Source organism: Edaphobacter sp. FHG110511_03, assembly GCF_059115365.1.
On record NZ_JBZYWL010000001.1, the window covers coordinates 2,226,292 to 2,247,874 of the forward strand.

Sequence of the window (21,583 nt, forward strand, 5' to 3'; positions counted from 1 at the left end):
TAATGTCCGGCGTTAGGAAAATGTCTCCTTCTATGTCGCAGACCACTCGTCGCAGCTTCCTGAAACTTACAACCGCAGCCACCTCTCTTACCGCCGTCGAGCTCTCACGCGCTGCGCCCGTCGGCGATGAAGTTGCCCTGATCCTTGACCGCGACTCGCCGCTCTCTACAAGCGAGCCAGTTCAATGGGCCGTGGAGCAGCTTCGAGGCGCCTTTACGGCGAAGGGAATTCGTCTGTCCGATGCCAGCCGGAGATTGTGCATTCTGGTATCGCCGAACAGCGGCGCCCTGGCAAAGAACTTCGGCAATCTTCCGAAGATCTCGCGGGCCGAGACCACCGCGCTCATTCCCGGCACTTACAAAGGCGCGCCTGCGATTCTTGTCACGGGCATGGACGCTCGAGGGTTCGCTTACGGCATCACGGAACTCGCCGAGCGAGTGAGCCTCAACAGCAATCCATTCACGGCGCTCCATCTTTCTGCACCCTTGGTTGAAGTCACGCCCAACAAGGTTCGCAGCGTGGCGCGGCCCTTCCTCTCCGAGATCGAGGACAAGTCATGGTTTTACGATCGCGGCTTCTGGAAGGATTACCTGGATACGATTGCCTCGGCGCGATTCAACCGCTTCAACTTCGCGCTCGGCTTCGGCTACGATTTTCCCCGCGGCGTTACGGGAGACTATCTTCACTTTCCCTATCCCTACCTGGTGGAGCTGCCGGGATACGAACAGGTAAATGTGGAACCTTCTCTGCAGCCGGGAGAGCGCCAGCGCAATCTGGAGACCTTGCAGTTCATCGCTGCGGAGACTGCGCGCCGCGGCCTCGACTTTCAGCTTGGGCTTTGGACCCATGCCTATCAGTGGACCGACAGCCCGCACAGCGACCATCACATCGTCGGCCTGACGCCGGAGAATCACGCAGCCTATTGTCGTGATGCCCTTTCCGCTTTGCTGAAGGAATGTCCGCAGATCACCGGTCTCACGCTGCGCATTCATGGGGAGAGCGGCATCCCCGAAGGAAGCTACCCCTTTTGGCAGACGCTCTTCGAGGCCATACCGCGCGCAGGACGCACTCTCGAGATCGAGATGCATGCCAAGGGGCTGAACCAGGAGATGATCGACATCGCTCACAAGACGGGCATGCCTGTGAAAGCGGGCGCCAAGTTCTGGGCGGAGCATCAGGGATTGGGATATCACCAGGCCGACATTCGAGCTGCCGAATATCCGCGCAAGGGCGTGACCGGAACCTTTGCCGTCTCCAGTGGAGAGCGCAACTTCACGCGCTATGGCTATGGCGACTTCTACGGACAGCGGTCGAAGATCGAGGTTCTCTATCGCGTATGGCCGGGCACACAGAAGCATCTGCTGTGGGGAGATCCCGCACTTGCCTCAGGATATGGACACGCAGCGAACTTCTGTGGCGCCGCCGGCATGGAGCTATGCGAACCGCTCACCTTCAAGGGACGCGAGGGCTCGGGCCATCCCGGAGGACGCAGCTCCTATGCGGATCCAGCGCTTGCGAAGGTCGATGCGGATAGCAGAAAATTCGCTTTCACCTATCTGGTGTGGGGACGCTATCTCTACAATCCCGACACCGCTGCCGAAGTGCATCATCGCTACTTCCGCAAGGACTTTGGAGCAGCGGGACCGGCGCTCGAAGCCGCTCTGGTGAACTCGAGCCGCATCCTTCCTCTCATTACGACTGCGTGGCTGCCTTCGGCCTCCAATCACAGCTTCTGGCCGGAGCTCTACAGCCCGATCTCCATCCTTCCTCCAACCGGCAAGCCGCTCTACAGCGACTCGCCCGCGCCGCACAATGTAAGCGCAATCAGTCCGCTCGATCCGCAGCTCTTCAATACGATCGACCAGCACGCGAAGGACCTGGTGAGCGGCACGAAAAACGCTCGCTACAGTCCGGTTGAGGTCGTCGAGTGGCTCGAAGCAATGATCCGAACGTCGAACCAGTCGCTCGCAACGGCACGTGCAGCAGACAGCTCGCAGGCGAAGTCGCCTGAGTTTCGTCAGATTGAAGAAGACATCCTCATCCTCAACGGTCTCGGGCTTTATTACGTTGGTCTCTTCCGCGCAGCCCTCTTCTACTCCATTCACCAGCAGACTGGCGATCCGGCTGCAGCCGGAAGGTCTCTCAGCGCGTACCAGGCAGCGTGCGACGCCTGGTCCCGCATGGCGGAACGGGCGGCCAAAATTTACACGGCTGACATCAGCTACGGCGATGTGGATGTTCGCCGGGGCCACTGGGCCGACCGCGTGCCACTCATTGAACAAGACGTGGCAGCGCTCAAAAAGCATTTTGCGGATGCCTCCACCACGCAGTCGCACTCGGCCACAACGGCGGTTCAGAATGCAATCGAGCCATTGCCGCGACCTGCCATCGCCGCAAAGCACACCCCACCCGCCTCGTTTCATCCCGGAAGCGAGCTGCATCTCGCAATCACTGTGCCGGCATCTGTAACGGAATCGATCGTCTGGTATCGCCACGTCAATCAGGGGGAGCGCTGGTCCACGGCACCGATGCAGAAGTCCGGAAGCTCATGCAGCTTCTCCATTCCTGCAAGCTATACCGACTCACCTTATCCGATGCAGTACTACTTTGAGCTGCATACGAAAGATCAGGCCACTTTGCATCCGCCGTTCAATCCCACGCTGAGCAATCAGCCGTACTACGCGATCACATCGGCATGAACCGAACGATCCAAAAGCTCCATGGGGGTCACCCAATCTCATGCAGAAGATCCGCATAGATAAATCCATCCCGCTCGACTCGCTCTCCGGGTACCACCGGGATTGTGGTGCGGAACATCGGACCCGCATACGTGAACGAGTGGAACTCCCCATTCTCTCCGCACGGATCAGTTCCGGGTGGGAGATCGCTCAGTAGCTTCGCATCCCACTCCCTTCCGGCAAATTCGGCAGAAAGCTTTCGCGGATCGATGCAGGTCAGGCGTGCTCGAAGTCCACCTGCCATCATCGTGCGGGCCAGCCTTTCGGTTGGGATCCCCCAGAGAGGAAACACAGGCTCAAGGCCGGTGCCCTTTAAAATCCCGACGCGATACGCACGGATCTCTTCAAGAAAGAGGTCGCCGAAGGCGATACCTTCCAGGCCCTCTCGCTTTGCCCGTTGATGGACCTCTGACATGCGAAGTTCGTACTCTTCGTTCGAGCAGGGGAAGGGAAGAGGCACCTTCCAGAGGGGAAGTCCGGTTCTCTCAGCTTGCAGATCCAGCAATTCCTCCCGGAATCCGTGAATGGCAACCCGGCGAAACTTCTCGTTCACCGTCGTCAACAAGCCGCAAACCTCGAACTCCGTCGACTGGCGTAGCAGATGCAGGGCCCAGGCAGAGTCTTTCCCTCCGCTCCAGCTGCACAGGATCTTTTTCATCTCCCCTATCAAATCACAGGGGAAGAAATCTCTGTCAAGCCGATTTAGATTCAAGACCCTGAATGTAAAAGACTTGTATCTGCCGATTAGATCGCGTCCATAAGCTATCCTTGTAATTGGATAGTTTGTATCTGGATCGATGGATCGATCCAGACTTGTCGGCCATCAGATCAATACACCAGAGAAAGATTCTCTCCATCGATGTCTTCCGCAAGGTTGGGGTGCGGGGATCTCGAATGATGTAGCTGACAACCAATCGTTAATCTTTATTGCACTGCGGTAGATCTTCAACCGCACCAGTCGGGAACATTACAAAAAGAGAGGGTTCAGATGGCGGATCGGAAACACTCCAATCCATGGATTATTGTGCTCCTTGGCGCGCTGTGCGTTGTAACTCCCTTTGCCGTCGACATGTACCTTCCGGCTTTCTCGACCATTGCGAAGGAGTACAAGACCAACACGTCGCAGATTTCGCTCTCGCTCTCCACCTACTTTGTGGGTTTCGCCCTGGGGCAGATGATCTACGGACCCTTGCTGGATCGTTTCGGAAGAAAGCGGCCTCTTTATATCGGTCTCGCGCTCTACATTCTGTGTTCGCTGGGTTGTGCGACGGCTCACAGTCTCAATGCCTTCGTTGCCCTTCGCTTTCTTGAGGCGCTCGGCGGCTGCGTCGCGCAGGTGGGAGCGATTGCAATGGTTCGCGACTTCTTCCCGGTAAAGGAGAGCGCGAAGATCTTCTCTCTCCTCTTCCTGATGATCGGAGTCTCCCCGCTGCTTGCGCCGACCATTGGAAGCCTGCTGCTCGCGGCTGTCGGATGGCGATGGATCTTTGTCCTTTTGGCTGCGATCGCGTCTGCCATCCTGGCCGTTACCTTCTTCTTCCTGCCGGAGGGACACCAGCCGGATCCCTCCATCTCGCTGCGTCCGGGCCCCATGGCGAGCGGCTTCTGGGCTATCTTCAAGGAGCCGCAGTTCCTCACCTACACGCTCGCAGGCGGCTTTTCCTTCGCTGGACTCTTCGCATTCGTGGCCGGATCGCCCATCCTGTTCATGGATGGCTTTCACATGGGAACGAAGGCCTTCGGCATCGTCTTCGCGGTCCTGGTGATGGGCTTCATTGGCGGAAACCAGATGAATGTCTTCCTTCTGCGGCGGTTCACGAGCCAGAGGATCTTCCTCGTTGCTTTAGTGGTGCAGGTGATTACAGGAATTGTCTTCTTCGCTGGAATGTGGGGTCATCTCATCGGCCTTAAGGCAACGATGGTCCTGTTCTTCGTCTTCCTCGCCTGCATCGGGCTTACCTATCCCAACTCCGCCGCGCTGGCTCTGGCTCCGTACTCGCGCCATGCCGGCCGGGCCTCGGCGCTGCTCGGATGTCTCCAGACCGGAACCGGAGCGCTCATCTCCATGGGCATCGGCATGCTGGGAGCTGGCGCGGTAATCTCCCTGCTCTCCTCCACAGCCGTTGTCGCGCTCATCGTGCTTCTGGTAGGCCGGACAACGATTGTACGGATGGTGGAGAACGAAGAACAGGATATGGCCGTGCTTCACTAACCTTCTTGAAAAGGGGAAGTGTTAGACTTGGTCCGGACCTATGTCTTTATTTTTGAATACTTTGCGCAAAATAGTACGGGGGACCCCAAGGTATTGGTTGCAGATACTCCTTCTGGAATCTATCCAGCCCTATAGGCGTTATGCTAAAAGTTTCGCTGAACTAAATTTTTCCATTTTTTACCTCCGGATTTTGAGGCCCCGCGTAAATGTCCGTAAATACCTCCCCCTCGCTCACTCCAATCGTCCCCGATGCTGTTCCTTCGTTTGAACTCAAAGCGGTCGAACCTCGGCGACCGGCTTCGTTCTCTCCCGTCGTCTGTAAACGCTGCGGAAACTATCGCACGGTGAGAGCCCATCGCAGGTCGCTGCTTCAGAGGACCTTCTGGGTGCGTCTGGGCTACTTCCCCTGGAAGTGCCTCGACTGCTCGAATCGGTTTATGTCAAAGGAGCGCGGTCACCGCTGAGCGCGGAGAATTTGCGCACCTTACCCCCGAGCCGCCGCGTCTATCCTTCTGAACTGGGTTCAGTCCCACGAGGAGACCAAAAGAAACGATGAGAAGTCCTTTGCTGGTTGCAGCCTGCGCTGTTGCCCTCACCATTTCCACTGCGCATGCTCAGCCGCCGCCTCCATCTCCGCGGATGGCGCCGCCGCCGCCGCCCAGCGAGGTGATTCCCGCTACTCCAGCCGCTCATCCCAATTGGGCCTGGCGCGGCGGATACTACCGCTGGCATGGAGGTCGCTATGTCTGGGTTCCAGGAGCTTATCTGCGGCCGCCGCATGTAGGGTATCGCTGGCTCCCAGGTCGCTGGCGTCAGACCCAGCACGGATGGGTGTGGGTCGAGGGTCGTTGGATCTGAGAGCCGGCGTGGGAGAGGTGAATTCACGCTCCCGCGCTTCCGGCAAGCTATCATCGAACCATGACTGCTGAAGCACGCGCACAAAAGATCAAAGTTCTTATCTTCGACGTAGACGGAGTTCTTACCGACGGACAGATCTTCGTCATCCCTGGTCCGGACGGGAAAGGGATCGAGGCCAAAGGATTTGCCGCACACGATGGCCTCGGCATCACGCTGGGACGCCTCGGGGGCCTCCGCATCGGCATCATCACCAAGCGAAACTCCCAGACGGTCGCCATTCGGGCCCGCGACCTCAAGCTCGAGTTTGTCTACCAGGGCCAGGCGCACAAGATGAACGCCATCCGCGAGATCCTGGCGAAGACGGGCTGCTCCATCGACGAGCTCGCCTATGTGGGAGACGACATCATCGATCTTCCTGTCATGCGGCAGTGCGGTCTCGCCATCGCCACAGCGAACGCGCGCCAGCAGGTCAAGGATGTGGCTCACTACATCACGCCGAACCGCGGCGGCCAGGGAGCTGGGCGCGACGCGATCGACTTCATCCTCTCCATCCAGGGAAGTCTCGACAGGGTTATCGAACTATATCTGGACGAGGACAACCAGGCAGCCGAGATTGCGGATGTAGGTGTAGGAAATATGTAATCGCCTGAGCAAGAGGTACGGGGCGTCTCGCTAAGTCGTTGGCGAACAAAGATCGAACAGATTCGCGCTAGAATAGCGCATGCCCGTGGCCGCTGAAGCGCTCGAAATTCCGACCTCCCTTGCCTGGGCGCATCCGGTCACAGCGGAGTGGTTTCTGCGCCGGTTCGGCTCCCCAACCGAGCCGCAGGAGGATGGCTGGCCCAGCATCCTCGCCGGGAACGCGACCCTCATCTCCGCCCCCACAGGCAGCGGCAAAACACTCGCCGCGTTTCTGGTCTGTATCGACAAGCTGTTGCGCGATGCCATCGCGGGAAACCTAGCTCCCGCGACGCAGGTAGTCTACGTCAGCCCGCTGAAGGCACTCTCGAACGACGTGCAGAAGAATCTGGATCAGCCGCTGCGCGAGATCCAGCAGCTTGCGCTGGAGCGTGGCTATCTCTCGACGGAGATCCGCACCGGTGTCCGCACCGGAGATACGCTGCCAAAGGAGCGCGCAGCGATGCTGCGCAATCCGCCGCACATTCTCGTCACCACACCGGAGTCTCTCTATATCCTGCTCACGGCAGGGAAGTCGCGCGAACACCTGCGGCGCGTGCAGACCGTGATCGTGGACGAGATTCACGCAGTTGCCGACGACAAGCGCGGCGCTCATCTCTCGCTCTCGCTCGAACGGCTGGACGCCCTGGTGCGCGGTGAAAACCGGCTCTCTCCCGGCGAGTTTGTGACAGGTCGCTCCACGGCGCCACAGCGCATCGGTCTTTCGGCCACACAGAATCCGATCGAACTGGTTGCAGATTTCCTCACGGGAGTCCACCCCGAACGACCGCGCGCTACGATCATCCAGATCGGTCAGCGCCGCGAGCTGGATCTTGCGATTGAGGTTCCCTCCGACGAGTTGAGCTCCGTTCTCACCACGAAGATGTGGGAGGAGATCTTCGACAAGCTCGCCGCCTTCACCCACACGCATCGATCGACGCTGGTCTTCGTCAACACCCGGCGCCTGGTGGAAAAAATCGCGTTCTCGCTTGCAGAGAGAGTCGGAGCGGAGAACGTCGCTGCACATCATGGGTCGCTCTCGCGCACGCTTCGCCTCGATGCGGAGCAGCGATTGAAGAATGGGCAGATCAAGATCCTTATCGCGACGGCATCGCTCGAGCTCGGCATCGATATCGGCGACGTCGACCTCGTCTGCCAGATCGCCACAACGCGATCGGTCGCCGTCGGAATGCAGCGCATCGGGCGTGCAGGCCACTGGCGTGGAGCTATCCCCAAGGGTCGTTTCTTCGCCACCACACGGGACGATCTGATGGAGCAGGCCGCGCTGATTCGTTCCATGCGCGCCGGTATGCTCGATCAGCTTGAGATTCCGCCGCAGCCGATCGATGTCTTGATGCAGCAGATTGTCGCTTCTTGTGGCGCGGAGCCGTGGGACGAGGAATCGCTCTATGCCATGCTCACGCGGGCATGGCCCTATCGGGATCTGACGCGCGCTCGCTTCGACGAGATTGTCGCTCTGCTTGCCTCCGGCATCGAATCGAGCCGCGGACGCTATGGAGCTTATCTGTTGCGTGACGGAATTCACGGCCAGCTTCATCCGCGTCGTGGAGCACGCATGATCGCCATCTCGAACGGAGGCGCAATTCCGGAGACCAACCTCTACTCGGTCATCCTCCAGCCCGAGGGCGTGCAGATCGCCACACTGGACGAACACTTTGCCGTCGATTCCTCTCCAGGCGACGTCGTTCTTCTCGGCAATACCAGCTGGCGAATCCAGCGAATTGAAGCGGCCGGTCGCGTACTTGTAGAAGATGCTCACGGCGCGCCGCCAAGCCTGCCTTTCTGGGAGGGAGAAGCGCCGCAGCGAACGGCAGTCCTCTCGACAGGCGTAGGCGAGCTGCGGGAACAGATCTCTGCGCTCACGGCGAAGGTTTCGCCCGGCCACATCTCTCCAGCTGAACCAGAGGTCAACGCAGCGACGGCATGGCTGATGGAGCACTGCGGCGTCTGTGCGGGCGGTGCGCAGCAACTGATCGAATACGTTGTGACCGGGAGAGCCGTTCTGGGCTCGGTGCCCTCGAAGACCACCATCATCGCCGAGCGTTTTTTCGATGAAGGCGGCGGCATGCAGCTCATCCTGCACGCTCCCTTCGGCGGCCGCATCAACAAGGCATGGGGACTGGCTTTGCGAAAGCGCTTCTGCCGTGGCTTCAACTTCGAGCTGCAGGCCGCCGCCACCGATAACGGCATCAACATCTCGCTTGCGGAACAGCACAGCTTTCCACTCGCCGATGTCTTCCAGTTCCTCACCGAGCATACGGCGAAGGAACTGCTCGAGCAGGCTTCGCTTGCGTCTCCCATCTTCAAGACACGATGGCGCTGGGCCGCAAATCGCAGCCTGCAACTCCTGCGCTTCTCCAAGGGCAAGCGCGTCGCTCCGCAGATTCAGCGCATGCGTTCCGAAGATCTGCTCGCCAGCGTCTTCCCGCAGGCCGCTGCCTGCTTTGAGAACATCGAGGGCGACATCCAGATTCCCGAGCATCCACTTGTCGACGAGGTGATGAAGGATGTGCTTGGCGAGGCGATGGACCTCGAAGGCCTGATCGAAGTTCTTCGCGGCATCAAGGATGGCAGCATCCGCTGCCTCGCTGTGGATACTCCCGTGCCGTCGCAGTTCGCGCACGAGCTGCTGAACGCCAATCCTTATGCCTATCTCGATGAAGCTGGCCTCGAAGAGCGCCGCGCCCGCGCCGTCTCCCTTTCGCGCACCCTGCCCGCGAGCGTGATGGAAGAGGCTGGCCGCCTCGATCCCGAGGCCATCGATGAGATTCGCCGCGAATGCTGGCCGGATATCCGCGACGAGCATGAGTTCCACGATCTGCTTCACTCGCTGGTGGTCCTGCCGCTGGATTTCTTTATCGGTCGGTCCGAAGCGCGCGATTGGCCCATCTTCTTTGATCGCCTGCTGCGTTCCGGCCGGGTTCAGACGGTCGAGTGCAACGGGATCGCCTGCTGGGCTTCTGCTGAGCGAGCAGAGCATCTGGCAGCACTCTGGCTGGAAGCACTCCGGACGGATGCGACCAACTCCGTTAGCAGGGAGCAGGCTCTTCGCCAGTGCGCACAAGGGTGGGTTCAGGTTCTTGGTCCCACTACGGCGAATGTCTTTGCGGAACGTCTCGGTCTAAACGCCTCCGATGTCTTTCAGGTATTTCTTGCGATGGAGATGCAGGGTCTGTTGATGCGCGGCATCTTCGAGCGCGTCAGGCCTTCAGAGGATCATGAGATCGAATGGTGCGAGCGCCGTATCCTGCAACGAATCCACCGCCGGACTCTGCATACGCTGCGGAAGCAAATCGAGCCTGTCTCGCCTGCAGTCTACATGCGCTGGCTGCTCGGCTGGCAACACCTTGCGCCCCAGACGCAGCTGAGCGGCGAAGAGGGTGTTCTCGAAGCATTGCATCAGCTAGAAGGATTTGAGGCTCCGGCGATCGAGTGGGAGCGAACCCTGCTCCCGGCGCGAATCGCGAACTACGACTCCCGCTGGCTCGATTCCTTATGTCTCTCTGGAGCCGTAGGCTGGGGACGCATCTCTCCGCATCCAGCTTGGTCCAGCGTCGACGGTGCCGGTCCCCGCCGTGTCATCCCTACCAACGCAGCTCCGATTACCTTCTACATCCGTGAGTCGGCGGACTGGCTTCCGCATGCCCTCGCTCGTGAGCGCATTGAAGAGTCGCGGCTCAGTCAGGCCTTGAGTGCCGAGGCGCTCAAGGTGCGCGCCTTGCTCGAACAGCGCGGCGCCTGCTTCGCGAACGATATCGGACGAATCCTCGGCCTATCGCGGCAATCTACCCAGCTGGCTCTGTGGGAGCTTGCCACTGCCGGCCTTGCTTCCGCGGATGGCTTCGATCAGCTCCGGGCCATGATGGACCCGCGCCGTAAAACGGCGGCCCAGCCTGTCTCCACTCGCCGTCCGGTGCGTTCTACCGCGGGCCGATGGTCTCTGCTCAACGAAGTGGTTCATGCAGCGCCGAGCGCGATCGAACAGGCGAAGCGCAACGACGAAGCGCTCGAATCGTACGCACGAATGCTGCTCGCCCGTTATGGAGTTGTCTTTCGCGATCTGCTGGCGCGCGAATCGAACGCTCCTAAATGGCGTGAGTTGCTGGGCATTCTGCGCCGCCTGGAGGCCCGTGGTGAGATTCGCGGCGGACGTTTTGTCACAGGCTTCGGCGGTGAGCAGTATGCTCTGCCTGAGGCTGCGGATTCGTTGCGCGCCTCCCGCTCTCGCGAAAGTGAAACCGTGATCGCCGTTGCGGGCGCCGACCCCACGAACCTCGCGGGAATCGTCCTGCCAGGTGAGCGAGTTCCTTCCATCCCCGGCAGGCAGGTTCGCTACTGCAACGGAAAGCTCTTCGGCGAAGGTTCCCCAGACCCTGAACCGATCCCCACCGACTCTATCTATGCAGCAATGCCGCAGCCACAGGCCGCTGCGATTGCTCCGCTCTTCTGATCATGTCGAATCGCGAGCCTTCTTCCGACAAGAACTCACCTTCGCTGCCTGGCGAGGAACGAGATACAGCGCAATCGCTTGCTCCGGAGGACTTCTATTACGAGGGACCTTATCTCGTCTTCACAGCGGCCTACCATCTCAAGCGGGGCTACTGCTGCAACTCGAACTGTCGTCACTGTCCTTATAAATAAGCAGGCGAATCAATGTTTTTCTGGCGGCAGTGGGGGAAGCGGGCCCAGCCCTTCCGCGATATTCGTGCCCTTGCTGTGTAGGTCTTTGCCGTTCTTTATGATCACGAGGATTCGCGGGTCCTTGCGGTACTGCGAGAGTACCGAGTCGGCGCTCATGGCGCTTGCGATATCAAAACCGGACTCGCTCGCGGTTGTCAGATAGCGCAGCATTGCCGTCTCGTCGCCGCGCTGCGCATAGAGCCGGGCCAACTCGAAGCAGAACCGCGCATGGTCTTCGGGAGAGAGCATCCGCGTGGTGATGCCCAGGCTTCCATGATGTTGCAACATCTCCGGGTCAAGCTTCAACGCGGTGTCGTACTCTTTGCGAGCTCGATCGAACTCCTTCTTGTCGAAGAAGGCAGTCCCCATGTTGGAGTGATAGGTGGCAGAGGTCTTATCCAGTTTGATCGCACGCTTGTAGTTGCCGATGGCTCGATCGTAGCGTCCGCCCAGGTATTCGATCACTCCAAGATTGTTCCAGCCCTCCGGGCTTTTTTTGTTGATCTTAACTGCGCGTTGAAAGTAGGCGCGTGCCGCCGTCATATCGCGCAGCTCCATTTGGGTTACGCCCATCTTGTTCATAAGATGGACCGGATCACCGCCGCGCGTCAGGGCGAATCCGTAATAGTCGAGTGCATCTTCGAGGAATCGTCTGGCCCGCAGAATATCGGCCGCTGATTCCAATTTTTCCGCGGACGCGATGCCCGGATCGGGCAGATGGGCGCGAACAGAACTCCAGGTTGGATTCTGGTGATCGAGTGCGCGCGCCTCTTCATGGCTTATCGTCCTTTGCGCGAGTCCCTTTGCGCTGATGAGCAGCAGAATAACGAGGAAGATTGAGAAGAGAGAGAAGCGACCCGGGCGTCCCATGGCATACCTCCACGAGGTACGCCCACATCATCTGCTTCGGATGCACGACTGTCAATGTCCACTCGTCACCGGAATCGGGTTATTCCTGCCCTCCAGCGCCAGTTGCAGCAGTCTGTTGCGCGGGCCGGGCTGGAGGCTCAACTCGCAGAGCGAGTCGTGGAAAGCTGAAGCTGCCGCCCGCGTCGTCGATAACATTGACCTGGCACACGTATGTTCCCGGCTTCAATTGGGTTAGTGGCACATCGAACTGGAAGGCCACGGCTCCGCGATCCGGTACGTTGACACTATTCGCCGAAATCAGCGGCGTCTCGTAGACTTTGACTCCACCGCTCAGAAACTCAATGCTGGTAAGCACTTTTACTGATCCGGAGGGCCGCCGCGTCAGGCCTGGCGAAGGCTTCGGCGAGGAACCGTTTTCCTTCTCGCGCGTAGGATCGTAAACCTCGTAGAGGAAGTAGAGATGCTGATCCTGGCGAAAGACGTGAGCGATATTCGGGATCCATTCGACGCCATCGCGAACAAGGGGATTCGTCGTTTTCTTTCCGGCATTGGGCGTCTGCTGGCTTGCGAGCACGATGGAGCTGAGCTTTAGAGGCGATTTCTTCAGATCGGGGACCTGCAGGTCGGTCTCGAAGCTTCCCATGCGCCCTGTCTGGTTCTCGCGCACGACGAATTTCAGATGGTATCGGCCGGGGGCAAGACTGAATCCCGTCGAGTACTGAATGTTCTTTCGAGACACTTGTTGTGTGGAATCGAGCGCCAGCTTCACGGTGTCGCGCACGTCTCCGACCGAGATGCCCTGGGCGTTCTTTACCTGTCCCAGAATATCCAGGCTCGCTTTGTCGCGATCGCCATTCTTTAGAAACGGGATCTGGGAGCCCGGTACGATCAGAGATACCGGGACAAGGAAACGGTTGTCCCCGGTGCGGAAGTAGAGCGCCTGCAGATAGATCGAAACGTCGGTGGCGGGAAGGTCGCTGCGCATCTGCTCCGTCAGCGCCAGCTCACGATCTTCGCTCTTCTGGTGTTGGAAGTCTGCCGGCGCATAGTATCCCGGACGGTAATCCAGCTTCACATCATTGCGATTCAGCTTGATCGTCAGCCTGCGGTAGCCTCCATCGCGGGCCGTGTCGGTGGAGCGGAAACCAAGAATGTAATAGGCCTCCGTGTCGTGCTGAATCTGCTCGAAGGCCGGGGCGAAGTCATTGGAGTCGAAGAACGCCTTGCCTCCCGTATCGGTCGAGAGCGTGGCCAGCACCTCCTGCGAGCCGAAGTTGGCATCCAGCTGGCTCTGCATCGCGCCTCCGCTGTAGGCGGCGGTTCCGCGCAGGCTTCCCTTCGAGGCATCGCCGACCGGCGGCAGCGCCTGCAGGCCACGGGAGTCCACGCTGTAGATCGCCATATTTGCGCGAACCGCGGCGTTGGTCGCGGCACGCATGCTGGCCTGGTTCTCGACCCCCTGACGCGTAAGGCCGCCGGAGAAATAAAGCATACTCTTGCGCTGATCGACGCCTTCCAGGCTCTTGGCAATCGTGCGAATCGCATACAGCTCGCGATCTGTGTTCAGGGCGTTGTACTCGGAATCGTCCGCGGTAAAACTGGATGCGTCATCCGACGTTCCGCCTGAGTTGCCGCCCTCATTTCCATTGGCAAAGCCCGTGCCTTCGGTGCCGTTGTACTTTCCCACCGCCTTCAGTAATGCGGCCTTGTCGGCTGTGAAATCCTGATCGAGGCTCAATCCCGTGCCCATGCTGACCACCGCCACCAAATCGGCCGGTTGCATCTTCTTGTTGATGTAGTCCTGCGCGGCCTCGACTCCGCGATCGGTATCCTCTGGCTGCATGCTGCTCAGGTCGAAGAACATGACGATCAGCCTGTGGTCTTTGAGCTGGGCAGGATTAGCGGCAAAGTTGCGATTGACCAGGTCTGCGATAGAGCTCTTGCCGCTGACGGTTGCATTCTCATGCAGCGCAACTGCTTCGTCGACGCTCTGAAAATCAAAGCTCTCAATCTTCTGCGGCTTGCCGTTTTCGAGGACGGTGAAGTCTTTGGTCGTCAAACCCTTCACCACCGCGCCTGTCTTCTTGTCGCGCACCACGACATTCGTCAGCACGATATTGCTCTGCACCTTCAGTGTGAAGGTGCCGTCGGCAGCAGCTTGCTGCGCTGCTGCCGGTCTGCCATAGCCAGGAATGCCAGCTAAGATTCCCGCCAATATCGCTGCCGTGATTCGGCGCATTTTTCTTGCCTCTCCTAAAACCTGTATCGTGCGATGAAGGTCAGACGTCGCATATTCGCTGTCGATGTCACCTGCCCGAAGGTGCGCGAGTTTAGGGTGGTATCGATGCCCGAGTACTGCACTGTATTGAAGACGTTATTGGCGGTCATCCGCATCTCGAAGGAGCGAGTCTCGCCCAGGGGAATCGTCCGCGAGAGCGAAGCGTCCACGGCGACCGTTCCGGGGCCCATAATCGAGCCGCGTGAGGCGGTGCCAAAGACGTTCGCCGGGGTCGTGAACGCCGCTGGGTTGAACCAGTTCAGAATCGTTCCCGACCCGGAGATCGGTTGCGAGAAGATACGGTCCGGGCGCAGAGAGTTGTTGGTTCCAGTAGCCGTCTCTGCAACCGTCGCAACGTAGTGCGGCGTGTAGTACGTTCCCGTGGCGAAGGTGAAGTCGCCTGACAGGGAGAAATTATCCAGCGCCTTCGACCAGAATCCACCCTTCGAAAAGTACGCCCGATTCGGGCCGAAGGGAAGCTCCAGGACCCAGTTGCCCGTTAGCTTCTGACGGATGTCGAAGGAGCTGTTGCCTTCCTCGGCGTTCAAATTGAGATCGTTCTGCGCCGGCACCGCCGTTGACCCTCCAATGGAGGAGGCGTTGTCGATGGAGTGCCCATACTGATACGTGGCCTGCAGCGAGATCCCTTTCTGCATGCGTTTACGCGCATTGACGCTCAAAGCATGAAATCGGGAGAACCCCAACGAGTCTTCATAGTTGAACGGCTGCGCCGTGGGATTGAGGACACTTGCGGCAGTGCGGTTCGGCGCTCTCACGATATCGAGATCTCCGCCCATCGCTCCGTTGTAGCCAATGTTCAGGACGATATCCATCGGCAACGTGCGCTGAATGTCGAGATTCCAGATTTGGACATGGCCCAGACGATAGTCCCGATTGACGCTGTAGTTGTTCTGCACCGCTGCCGTGGAGCAGTTGAAAGCATTAGCCAGTTGCAATACGCCGCAACCCTGACGAGTAGCTATATTGGTCTGCGTTACTGAAAACGGAGGCTGGAACGCAAGCTGCCGCGCAAAGCTGCTGTACTGCTGCGTGTTGTAGTTGATGCCGTATCCGCCCCGAATGACAGTCTCTTTGAACCAGCTCCCCTTTGGCCGATATGCAAAGCCGAATCGCGGAGAGAACATCGTGCGATCGGGGTTCACCAGGGTATTCGGAAACGCTCCGCTGAAGGGTCCGCTCTCTCCTGGAGTTACCGGTACAACCTGCGTGAAATCCGCATTGTGGTCGAGGTTGACCAGGCGGTTGTACTTCTCGGCATAAGGCGAAAAGTATTCGTAACGAAGGCCATAGTTCAGAGTCAGGTTTGGCAGAATGCGCCAGTCGTCATTCGCATAGAGATCCCACACGTTCGCTCGCAGATAACTCTTCGCAAGTCCGGCCTGCACGGCGGCCTGTTGGGGCAGCCCGAGCAGAAAATCGGCGAAGCTGAAGCCGCCTGCCTGCGCGGATTGCGTCGCGTAGCCGGTAAAGGTGAATGCACCCAGAGGGCTCGCGCCACTCTGTAGATTTCCAGGAGCCGTCAGACTGTCGGCATGAACGCGGCGATAATCTCCGCCAAACCGAAAGTTATGTTTCTTGTGGTTCCAGCTGACGAAATCCGTAATCGAGATGGTCTGGTTGATGGCATCGCTGGGTGAAGTCTCGTTCAGCCCGGTAAGTCCCGAGAAGGTAAGCGAAGGGACGCCATAGTAGAAAGGGTTTGCCGCAATTGAGGCATTGCCGACCAGCACACCCGCGTCTGCTGCAGGACTGAGAGTGCCATTGGTGAAAAAGTTCAGCGTTGTTGCGTGCGAGCGATTCCAGGTAACCGTCGCATTATTCGTAAGTCTTCCATAGCCGATGGTGTATCCCGCGGAGACGTTGTAGCCCTCCGATGCGCTCGATCCACCCAGCGGCAGGAAGACATTCGGCAGGTCACTGGCCGAATGGCTGTAGCTGAAGCCAAGGTTGATGTTCTGGCGCAATGTCTTCGGTCCATTGGCCTGCTGACGCCGTCCTCCAAACTGGCCCATCCCTGCGTTCTGGCCGAAGTTGCGAACGTAGCGGCTGGACAGGCTGGTGCTGTTCTGCCCGGCGGACGTGATGGTCTGGTAGTTGTACCCCTGCTGGCCCACGGCGGCTATGTTCGGTGCTGGATAGTATTTCAGCAGGGAGTTTGCCTGCGACGAGATGCGATTGCCGCAGATGACATTCACCACGCCATTGCATTGGAATTGCTGTCCGGTTGCAGGATCGTAGATCGGCGTATTGAGCTGCGAGAAATCGCCGCTGCGTTCGGCCTCAGTAGGAACCGTCGCATACAGATTCTGAGGAGTTGTATTGCGGCGCCCGGTAAAGTTGAAAAACACAAACTGTTTTGTGCTGGGCTTGATCAAGCCAGGAATGAAGGGCGATCCCGCAAAAGTTACGCCAAATTGATTCGTGCTGTAAGCAGGCTTTACAACCGGAGCTCCTGTAAGAGAGTAGTTCGTCGCGTCGAGTGCGCCATTCCCTCCCTGATAGAAGATGGCGCCGTGCGGCTGGGTCGGGTTGAAGCCTCTGCCTCCTCGCCCTCCTCCACGTACCGTGAAGGCTCCGCCCCCACCACCCGGGCCTCCGCCAAATCCGCCGCGCCCGCCACCACCGCCACCTGCCATAATCCCGCCCAGCATTCCCGCTACCGCATTGGCCACGTCCCCATTCGCGCCACCTTGCTGTCGTGCCCGTGACATCGCTTCCTCGACGCGCTGTCGAATCTCATCCTCGCTCAAATTTGCGAGTCCGTTGGTCTGACCCATCTGCCCGCTTACGGCGACTGAATCTGTCGACGCAGCATCGCTGCCTGGGCCCGCCATCGTCGGCATCTGGGCTCCCGTGTTTCCTATGCCAGCGCTTGCATCGGCCAGGTCGGTGCCGCCCCCTGTCACGCTCAGCGACTGCATGCCGCGTCCGAGGGCTCCCGCAAGAGCGCTCGCCGTGGCGCCCTGCTGGTTCTGCTGCTGCTCCTGCTGCTGTTCCACTCGGGATGCCAGCTGCATCGTAAAATCGGCGGCTTGATCAGGCTTGCCGCCGTTCTCTCCCGCAGCGTTAATCAGCACCTCTTTCGTCTCACCGGCAAAGGCAGCGAGATCCGCCCGCACGACGTAACGGCCATTTCGTGGAATAACCATGGCGAACGAGCCCGTAATGTCGGTCGTCGTCGCATACTTCTTTCCGGTCAGCGTATTCGTTGCGGTGATGGCAACGCCGGGCAGAGGAACCGCGCCCGCCTTCACTGTCCCCTTGAGTGTGCCGCCGTTCGGCGCAGCTTGTGCGGTTACGGCAGCAGGCTGCGCATCCTGCGCCTGACCCTTCAAAGTTCCCAGGCACATCCCGCCCGCCGCGAACACGCACAGTGCTGCTTTTAGAAACGCTCTTTCCACAGAGACCTCGCTCCAATCTTTCAAGCCGAATCGCCAGACCATCAAGAGGACAAACTATTGCTTCGTTGGAGGAGCCGGCGTTGCGGTCTCGCTCGTTGATGTGCCGTCTCCGCTACGCCGTGGTCGCACTCCCATCGCTCCCGCCGCACCTGGCGGCAGAATGGCGAGGTTCGTCGGAACAAACGTGCCATGCTTCACAGAACCTCGGCCCGCGATCATATCGCCCACCTTTACATCGGCAAGCGTAACCATCTCTCCGCTGCCATCCGCGGCAGCTGCGGCATTGCCCTGTGCCATCGACGCACTTCCGTCAGGCGTCGTCGCGCCGCGGCGGCGGCCTCTCCCTTTGCGGAACGAGGTTGTCTCGTCGACCTCGATCACCTGGCTTACGTGGTCGGGCCTCATCACGGTCAGCTTCACCTCGTCGATTGCCGTAACCTTCCCTGTGATGTAGGTCTTCCCCAGGTCCTCGCGCATCTTCTTTACCTGCTCGGCATCGACTACTGCTACGAACAGGGCGTGCAAAGTTTTCTTCGGTGCATCCAGCTCGCCCATCGCCCCTACGCCATCGCCCACCTTTACCTCGGCAAGCGGAACCGGCTGTCGGTCTTTCATCAGGCGTGTATTCGGCGTTAGTGCAATCTCATAGATCTCATCCGAATCGGTCTTGATGGTCAGTTGGTCCGCCGCCGTGGCCGTAACGGTTCCGCGGACCATGGGGCCACGCGCAAAGGCAGCGCCGTCGCCTGCTGGACCGTCCTGCGCAACCAAAGTTCCAGCGCTTGCAACAACAACCGCAGCGGTCAAAAGATACCGCCCCAACCTCGTTCTCATCTGCGTATATCCTCGCCGATCCGACCTGTGTTGATACAGACGCGTCTTTGCGCTGAAAGACGCTGTGAAGTGACAAAAAACCACATTCCAACAGGATCATCAGAGCCCACGGTCTACACTACGGCCATGCCTGAATACGCCAGCCCATCCGAAGGCTCAGCCCTCTCTCCGCACAGCACCCCGCCCCACGTAGAACGCCACTTCGAGTCCAGCGCGACTGTCCGAGATATCGTCATCGGACTCTCCGATGGTCTGACCGTTCCGTTCGCGCTCGCGGCGGGACTCTCCGGCGCCGTCGCTTCTTCACGCATCGTTGTCGTCGCGGGTCTTGCCGAGATCGCCGCTGGATCCATCGCCATGGGGCTCGGTGGATATCTTGCCGCGCGCAGCGATGCCGAGCACTACGTCTCAGAGAAGAGGCGTGAGGAGCGTGAAGTGGTGGAGCGCACTCGCGACGAGGAAGAAGAGATCTACGAAATCTTCGAGCAGTACTCGGTCCCCCGTAACAATGCCGCCCCTGTTCTCGAAGCCCTCAAGCAGAATCCGTCCGCATGGGTTGATTTCATGATGCGTTTCGAGCTCGGTCTTGAGGAGCCAAAGCCTGGCCGCGCTCCCCGTTCCGCCCTTACCATCGCAGCGTCCTACATTACCGGCGGACTGGTTCCCCTGCTTCCTTACATGCTGGTCTCGAACAACGGACTTGCGCTCCGGCTCTCCGTTGTGATCACGCTGGTGGCTCTCGCGGTCTTCGGCGCGCTGAAGGGAAGAATCGTCGGAACCGGCGGGCTCCGCAGCGCCACCCAGACTGTCCTTATTGGAGGAACAGCTGCGGCTGCTGCTTACCTGTTAGCCAGCCTTCTCAATCACTCGACTTAAGGCGATCTCGCGATAAGAGTGAATAAATCGAGCTGGCCGTTCGATGCCGCGCTGAGCAGAAAAAAGCAACAAAAGCCGCTCCGAACCCATCCCATGATTACGTAAAAGGACCAATATGCCAGCCTTCACCGAAAATGCCGCCCCCCCTCTCCTCGACCGTTTCAAGGCGGTCCGGAATACTACGAAAGCGCTCTGTCGACCCCTCTCCCCTGAAGACATGATGGTGCAGTCCTGTCCGGAAGCCAGCCCGGTCAAGTGGCATCTTGCTCATACCAGTTGGTTTTTTGAGACCTTTGTACTTTCCGAATTCCTCGCCACCTACACTCCCTTTCACGCAGACTTCCGTTGGCTCTTCAACAGCTACTACAACTCCCTGGGAGAGATGCCGGAAAAGAAGCTCCGCTCTTCCTTCTCCCGCCCCCCTCTCGATCTCATCCTCGCCTATCGCGCTCACGTTGATTCCTCGATCGAGCAGCTTCTCCAGCACCCTGTAGAAGATGAAGCCGCCCGTCGCATCTCCCTCGGCATCGAGCACGAACAGCAGCATCAGGAGCTCATCGCCACCGATATCAAGCATGGGCTTTTCACCAATCCGCTCCATCCGGCCTACATCGAACGTCTCGTGCCGGCGTCCGCCACAACCATCGCTCCACCGCTTGAATGGATCGACTTTGCTCCCGGCCTCACGGAAATCGGCCTCACCCCCGATGCCTCCTCGACCGAACTCTTCGCCTTCGACAACGAGGTGCCGCGCCACCCGGTCTACATTGCGCCCTTCCGTCTCGCTACGCGACTGGTCACCTGCGCCGAATACCTCGCCTTCATCGACCAGAACGGCTACAACCGGCCCGAGCTTTGGCTCTCAGAAGGATGGACCACGGTTCACTCCGAAGGATGGCAGGCGCCTCTCTATTGGCAGCGCGATTCGGAGACCAAATCCGGCTGGTCGATCTATACGTTGCGTGGCCTCATCCCTCTTGAAGACCTCTCCGAGACCCCCGTCTGCCATCTCAGCTTCTTCGAAGCCGATGCCTACGCTCGCTGGATCGGTCATCGTCTCCCCACCGAGTTTGAGTGGGAATATGCAGCGGTGCAGGCCTCGCCGCTTCACAGGGAATCTTCTCGATCTGAGACTGAAGCAAGATCCTCCGGTACGACGCAGGCCAACCTGCTCGACAGCGGCAACCTCCACCCTTCCGCTGCAAGCCATCTTGCGGGCCTCCAGCAGATGTTTGGCGATGTCTGGGAGTGGACGGCCAGCCCTTACACGGGCTATCCCGGGTATGCCCCGTTGCCCGGAGCCCTTGGCGAGTACAACGGAAAATTCATGAGCTCGCAGATGGTCTTGCGTGGAGGCTCCTGTGTTACGCCTGCAACGCACATCCGCCCCACCTACCGCAACTTCTTCGCGCCGGTCACTCGCTGGCAGTTCTCGGGTCTCCGCCTGGCCCGGGACGTCGCCAGGTAAGTCACACCGATCTGTCTTTATTTTCAAACGGCATCGTAACTCGATGCCGTTTTGCCTTTAAAAAAGGCAATGCAACCCGTAACTGAATATATTTCAATTTTTACGGGAGTTTTCCTCACCTCCTTTAGCATCTCAACACAGGGACATACCCATGTCGCTAAAGGGGAATAAATGAAAGCTAGTTTCATCGTGCGTAAGCTTCTACAAGGTGTGTGCATTCCAGTTCTGGTCTTCGCCATCTCCACCAGCGTCGCACAGGGCCAGGGCCACGATCATCATGACGATCACGACGACCATCACGATCAGCACGACAATCAACATGATCAACACGGCCAGGACTTCCGGTTTCACGACCAGGATCGGGGTCACTTCGCTCCGCATTACCAGAAAGACGTTAACCGTTGGCAGCACAATTCTCATGGGCGGCCCCATTTCGAACGTGGCGAGCGCATCCCAGGTAACTATCACTTCCAGGCTGTTCCACGTTCCTATTACGCACAGGTCCCGCCGCCACCCGGTTATCAATATGGCTATTACGACGGCTATGTTGTAGCCTATGACCCGACCACGCGCGTCATCGCCGATGTTCTCGATCTTGTCGGCGCCGCGGTCAATCGCTAAAACAGAAAAACTCGATATCCCCGGGGC

Annotated in this window: 14 protein-coding genes; 9 read left to right on the forward strand and 5 right to left on the reverse strand. The window is 59.1% G+C overall.

From position 1 onward, the window contains the following. Window positions 1–32 precede the first annotated feature (32 nt). On the forward strand, window positions 33–2,699 hold the full coding sequence (locus tag AC5S26_RS09105) for a hypothetical protein (RefSeq protein ID WP_494184534.1): 2,667 nt from the start codon (window positions 33–35) through the stop codon (window positions 2,697–2,699). A 28-nt stretch (window positions 2,700–2,727) separates the two neighbouring features. Here AC5S26_RS09105 and AC5S26_RS09110 read toward each other — a convergent pair whose 3' ends face one another. After that, a complete protein-coding gene (locus tag AC5S26_RS09110; RefSeq protein ID WP_494184535.1) occupies window positions 2,728–3,396 on the reverse strand; it encodes a Dph6-related ATP pyrophosphatase in 669 nt (222 codons plus the stop codon). A gap of 330 nt (window positions 3,397–3,726) precedes the next feature. On the opposite strand from AC5S26_RS09110, the gene AC5S26_RS09115 reads away from it, so the two are divergent. The 5 genes from AC5S26_RS09115 (at window position 3,727) to AC5S26_RS09135 (ending at window position 11,148) form a co-directional block, all read left to right on the forward strand. Further along, on the forward strand, window positions 3,727–4,950 hold the full coding sequence (locus AC5S26_RS09115) for a multidrug effflux MFS transporter (protein ID WP_494184536.1): 1,224 nt from the start codon (window positions 3,727–3,729) through the stop codon (window positions 4,948–4,950). Window positions 4,951–5,502: 552 nt separating this feature from the next. Further along, on the forward strand, window positions 5,503–5,808 hold the full coding sequence (locus AC5S26_RS09120) for a YXWGXW repeat-containing protein (RefSeq protein WP_494184537.1): 306 nt from the start codon (window positions 5,503–5,505) through the stop codon (window positions 5,806–5,808). Between the two features lie 60 nt (window positions 5,809–5,868). After that, window positions 5,869–6,450 carry a KdsC family phosphatase gene (locus AC5S26_RS09125; RefSeq protein WP_494184538.1) on the forward strand — a complete coding sequence of 194 codons (582 nt, stop codon included), beginning with the start codon at window positions 5,869–5,871 and terminating at the stop codon, window positions 6,448–6,450. Between the two features lie 79 nt (window positions 6,451–6,529). Then, window positions 6,530–10,957, forward strand: coding sequence for a DEAD/DEAH box helicase (locus tag AC5S26_RS09130; RefSeq protein ID WP_494184539.1), 4,428 nt, complete (start codon window positions 6,530–6,532; stop codon window positions 10,955–10,957). Between the two features lie 2 nt (window positions 10,958–10,959). Then, window positions 10,960–11,148: a C1orf53 family protein gene (locus AC5S26_RS09135; RefSeq protein ID WP_494184540.1), complete on the forward strand. Its 189-nt coding sequence runs from the start codon at window positions 10,960–10,962 to the stop codon at window positions 11,146–11,148. A 9-nt stretch (window positions 11,149–11,157) separates the two neighbouring features. Here AC5S26_RS09135 and AC5S26_RS09140 read toward each other — a convergent pair whose 3' ends face one another. The 4 genes from AC5S26_RS09140 to AC5S26_RS09155 all read right to left on the reverse strand — a co-directional run bounded on the left by AC5S26_RS09140 (window position 11,158) and on the right by AC5S26_RS09155 (window position 18,591). Then, the gene (locus AC5S26_RS09140; RefSeq protein ID WP_494184541.1) at window positions 11,158–12,057 is read right to left on the reverse strand and encodes a tetratricopeptide repeat protein; all 900 of its coding nucleotides are present in this window, start codon (window positions 12,055–12,057) and stop codon (window positions 11,158–11,160) included. Window positions 12,058–12,136: 79 nt separating this feature from the next. Further along, window positions 12,137–14,296, reverse strand: a complete 2,160-nt coding sequence (locus AC5S26_RS09145; protein WP_494184542.1) for a VWA domain-containing protein — start codon at window positions 14,294–14,296, stop codon at window positions 12,137–12,139. A 14-nt stretch (window positions 14,297–14,310) separates the two neighbouring features. Then, complete coding sequence (locus AC5S26_RS09150; RefSeq protein ID WP_494184543.1) at window positions 14,311–17,757, reverse strand: outer membrane beta-barrel protein; 3,447 nt, start codon at window positions 17,755–17,757, stop codon at window positions 14,311–14,313. 54 nt (window positions 17,758–17,811) lie between these two features. Beyond that, the gene (locus tag AC5S26_RS09155; protein WP_494184544.1) at window positions 17,812–18,591 is read right to left on the reverse strand and encodes a hypothetical protein; all 780 of its coding nucleotides are present in this window, start codon (window positions 18,589–18,591) and stop codon (window positions 17,812–17,814) included. A gap of 69 nt (window positions 18,592–18,660) precedes the next feature. On the opposite strand from AC5S26_RS09155, the gene AC5S26_RS09160 reads away from it, so the two are divergent. The 3 genes from AC5S26_RS09160 (at window position 18,661) to AC5S26_RS09170 (ending at window position 21,556) form a co-directional block, all read left to right on the forward strand. Beyond that, window positions 18,661–19,467 carry a VIT1/CCC1 transporter family protein gene (locus AC5S26_RS09160; RefSeq protein ID WP_494184545.1) on the forward strand — a complete coding sequence of 269 codons (807 nt, stop codon included), beginning with the start codon at window positions 18,661–18,663 and terminating at the stop codon, window positions 19,465–19,467. Between the two features lie 115 nt (window positions 19,468–19,582). Beyond that, on the forward strand, window positions 19,583–20,935 hold the full coding sequence (egtB, locus tag AC5S26_RS09165; protein ID WP_494184546.1) for an ergothioneine biosynthesis protein EgtB: 1,353 nt from the start codon (window positions 19,583–19,585) through the stop codon (window positions 20,933–20,935). Window positions 20,936–21,106: 171 nt separating this feature from the next. Then, on the forward strand, window positions 21,107–21,556 hold the full coding sequence (locus tag AC5S26_RS09170) for a hypothetical protein (protein ID WP_494184547.1): 450 nt from the start codon (window positions 21,107–21,109) through the stop codon (window positions 21,554–21,556). The last annotated feature ends 27 nt before the right edge of the window (window positions 21,557–21,583 follow it).

What these genes read in the sequence shown, in the direction of transcription:
- egtB (WP_494184546.1), top strand. Translation starts at nt 19,583, where the DNA reads ATGCCAGCCTTCACCGAAAATGCCGCCCCCCCTCTCCTCGACCGTTTC.
- AC5S26_RS09140 (WP_494184541.1), bottom strand. Translation starts at nt 12,057, where the DNA reads ATGGGACGCCCGGGTCGCTTCTCTCTCTTCTCAATCTTCCTCGTTATT.
- AC5S26_RS09155 (WP_494184544.1), bottom strand. Translation starts at nt 18,591, where the DNA reads ATGAGAACGAGGTTGGGGCGGTATCTTTTGACCGCTGCGGTTGTTGTT.
- AC5S26_RS09170 (WP_494184547.1), top strand. Translation starts at nt 21,107, where the DNA reads ATGAAAGCTAGTTTCATCGTGCGTAAGCTTCTACAAGGTGTGTGCATT.
- AC5S26_RS09145 (WP_494184542.1), bottom strand. Translation starts at nt 14,296, where the DNA reads ATGCGCCGAATCACGGCAGCGATATTGGCGGGAATCTTAGCTGGCATT.
- AC5S26_RS09105 (WP_494184534.1), top strand. Translation starts at nt 33, where the DNA reads ATGTCGCAGACCACTCGTCGCAGCTTCCTGAAACTTACAACCGCAGCC.
- AC5S26_RS09115 (WP_494184536.1), top strand. Translation starts at nt 3,727, where the DNA reads ATGGCGGATCGGAAACACTCCAATCCATGGATTATTGTGCTCCTTGGC.
- AC5S26_RS09110 (WP_494184535.1), bottom strand. Translation starts at nt 3,396, where the DNA reads ATGAAAAAGATCCTGTGCAGCTGGAGCGGAGGGAAAGACTCTGCCTGG.
- AC5S26_RS09120 (WP_494184537.1), top strand. Translation starts at nt 5,503, where the DNA reads ATGAGAAGTCCTTTGCTGGTTGCAGCCTGCGCTGTTGCCCTCACCATT.
- AC5S26_RS09135 (WP_494184540.1), top strand. Translation starts at nt 10,960, where the DNA reads ATGTCGAATCGCGAGCCTTCTTCCGACAAGAACTCACCTTCGCTGCCT.
- AC5S26_RS09130 (WP_494184539.1), top strand. Translation starts at nt 6,530, where the DNA reads ATGCCCGTGGCCGCTGAAGCGCTCGAAATTCCGACCTCCCTTGCCTGG.
- AC5S26_RS09125 (WP_494184538.1), top strand. Translation starts at nt 5,869, where the DNA reads ATGACTGCTGAAGCACGCGCACAAAAGATCAAAGTTCTTATCTTCGAC.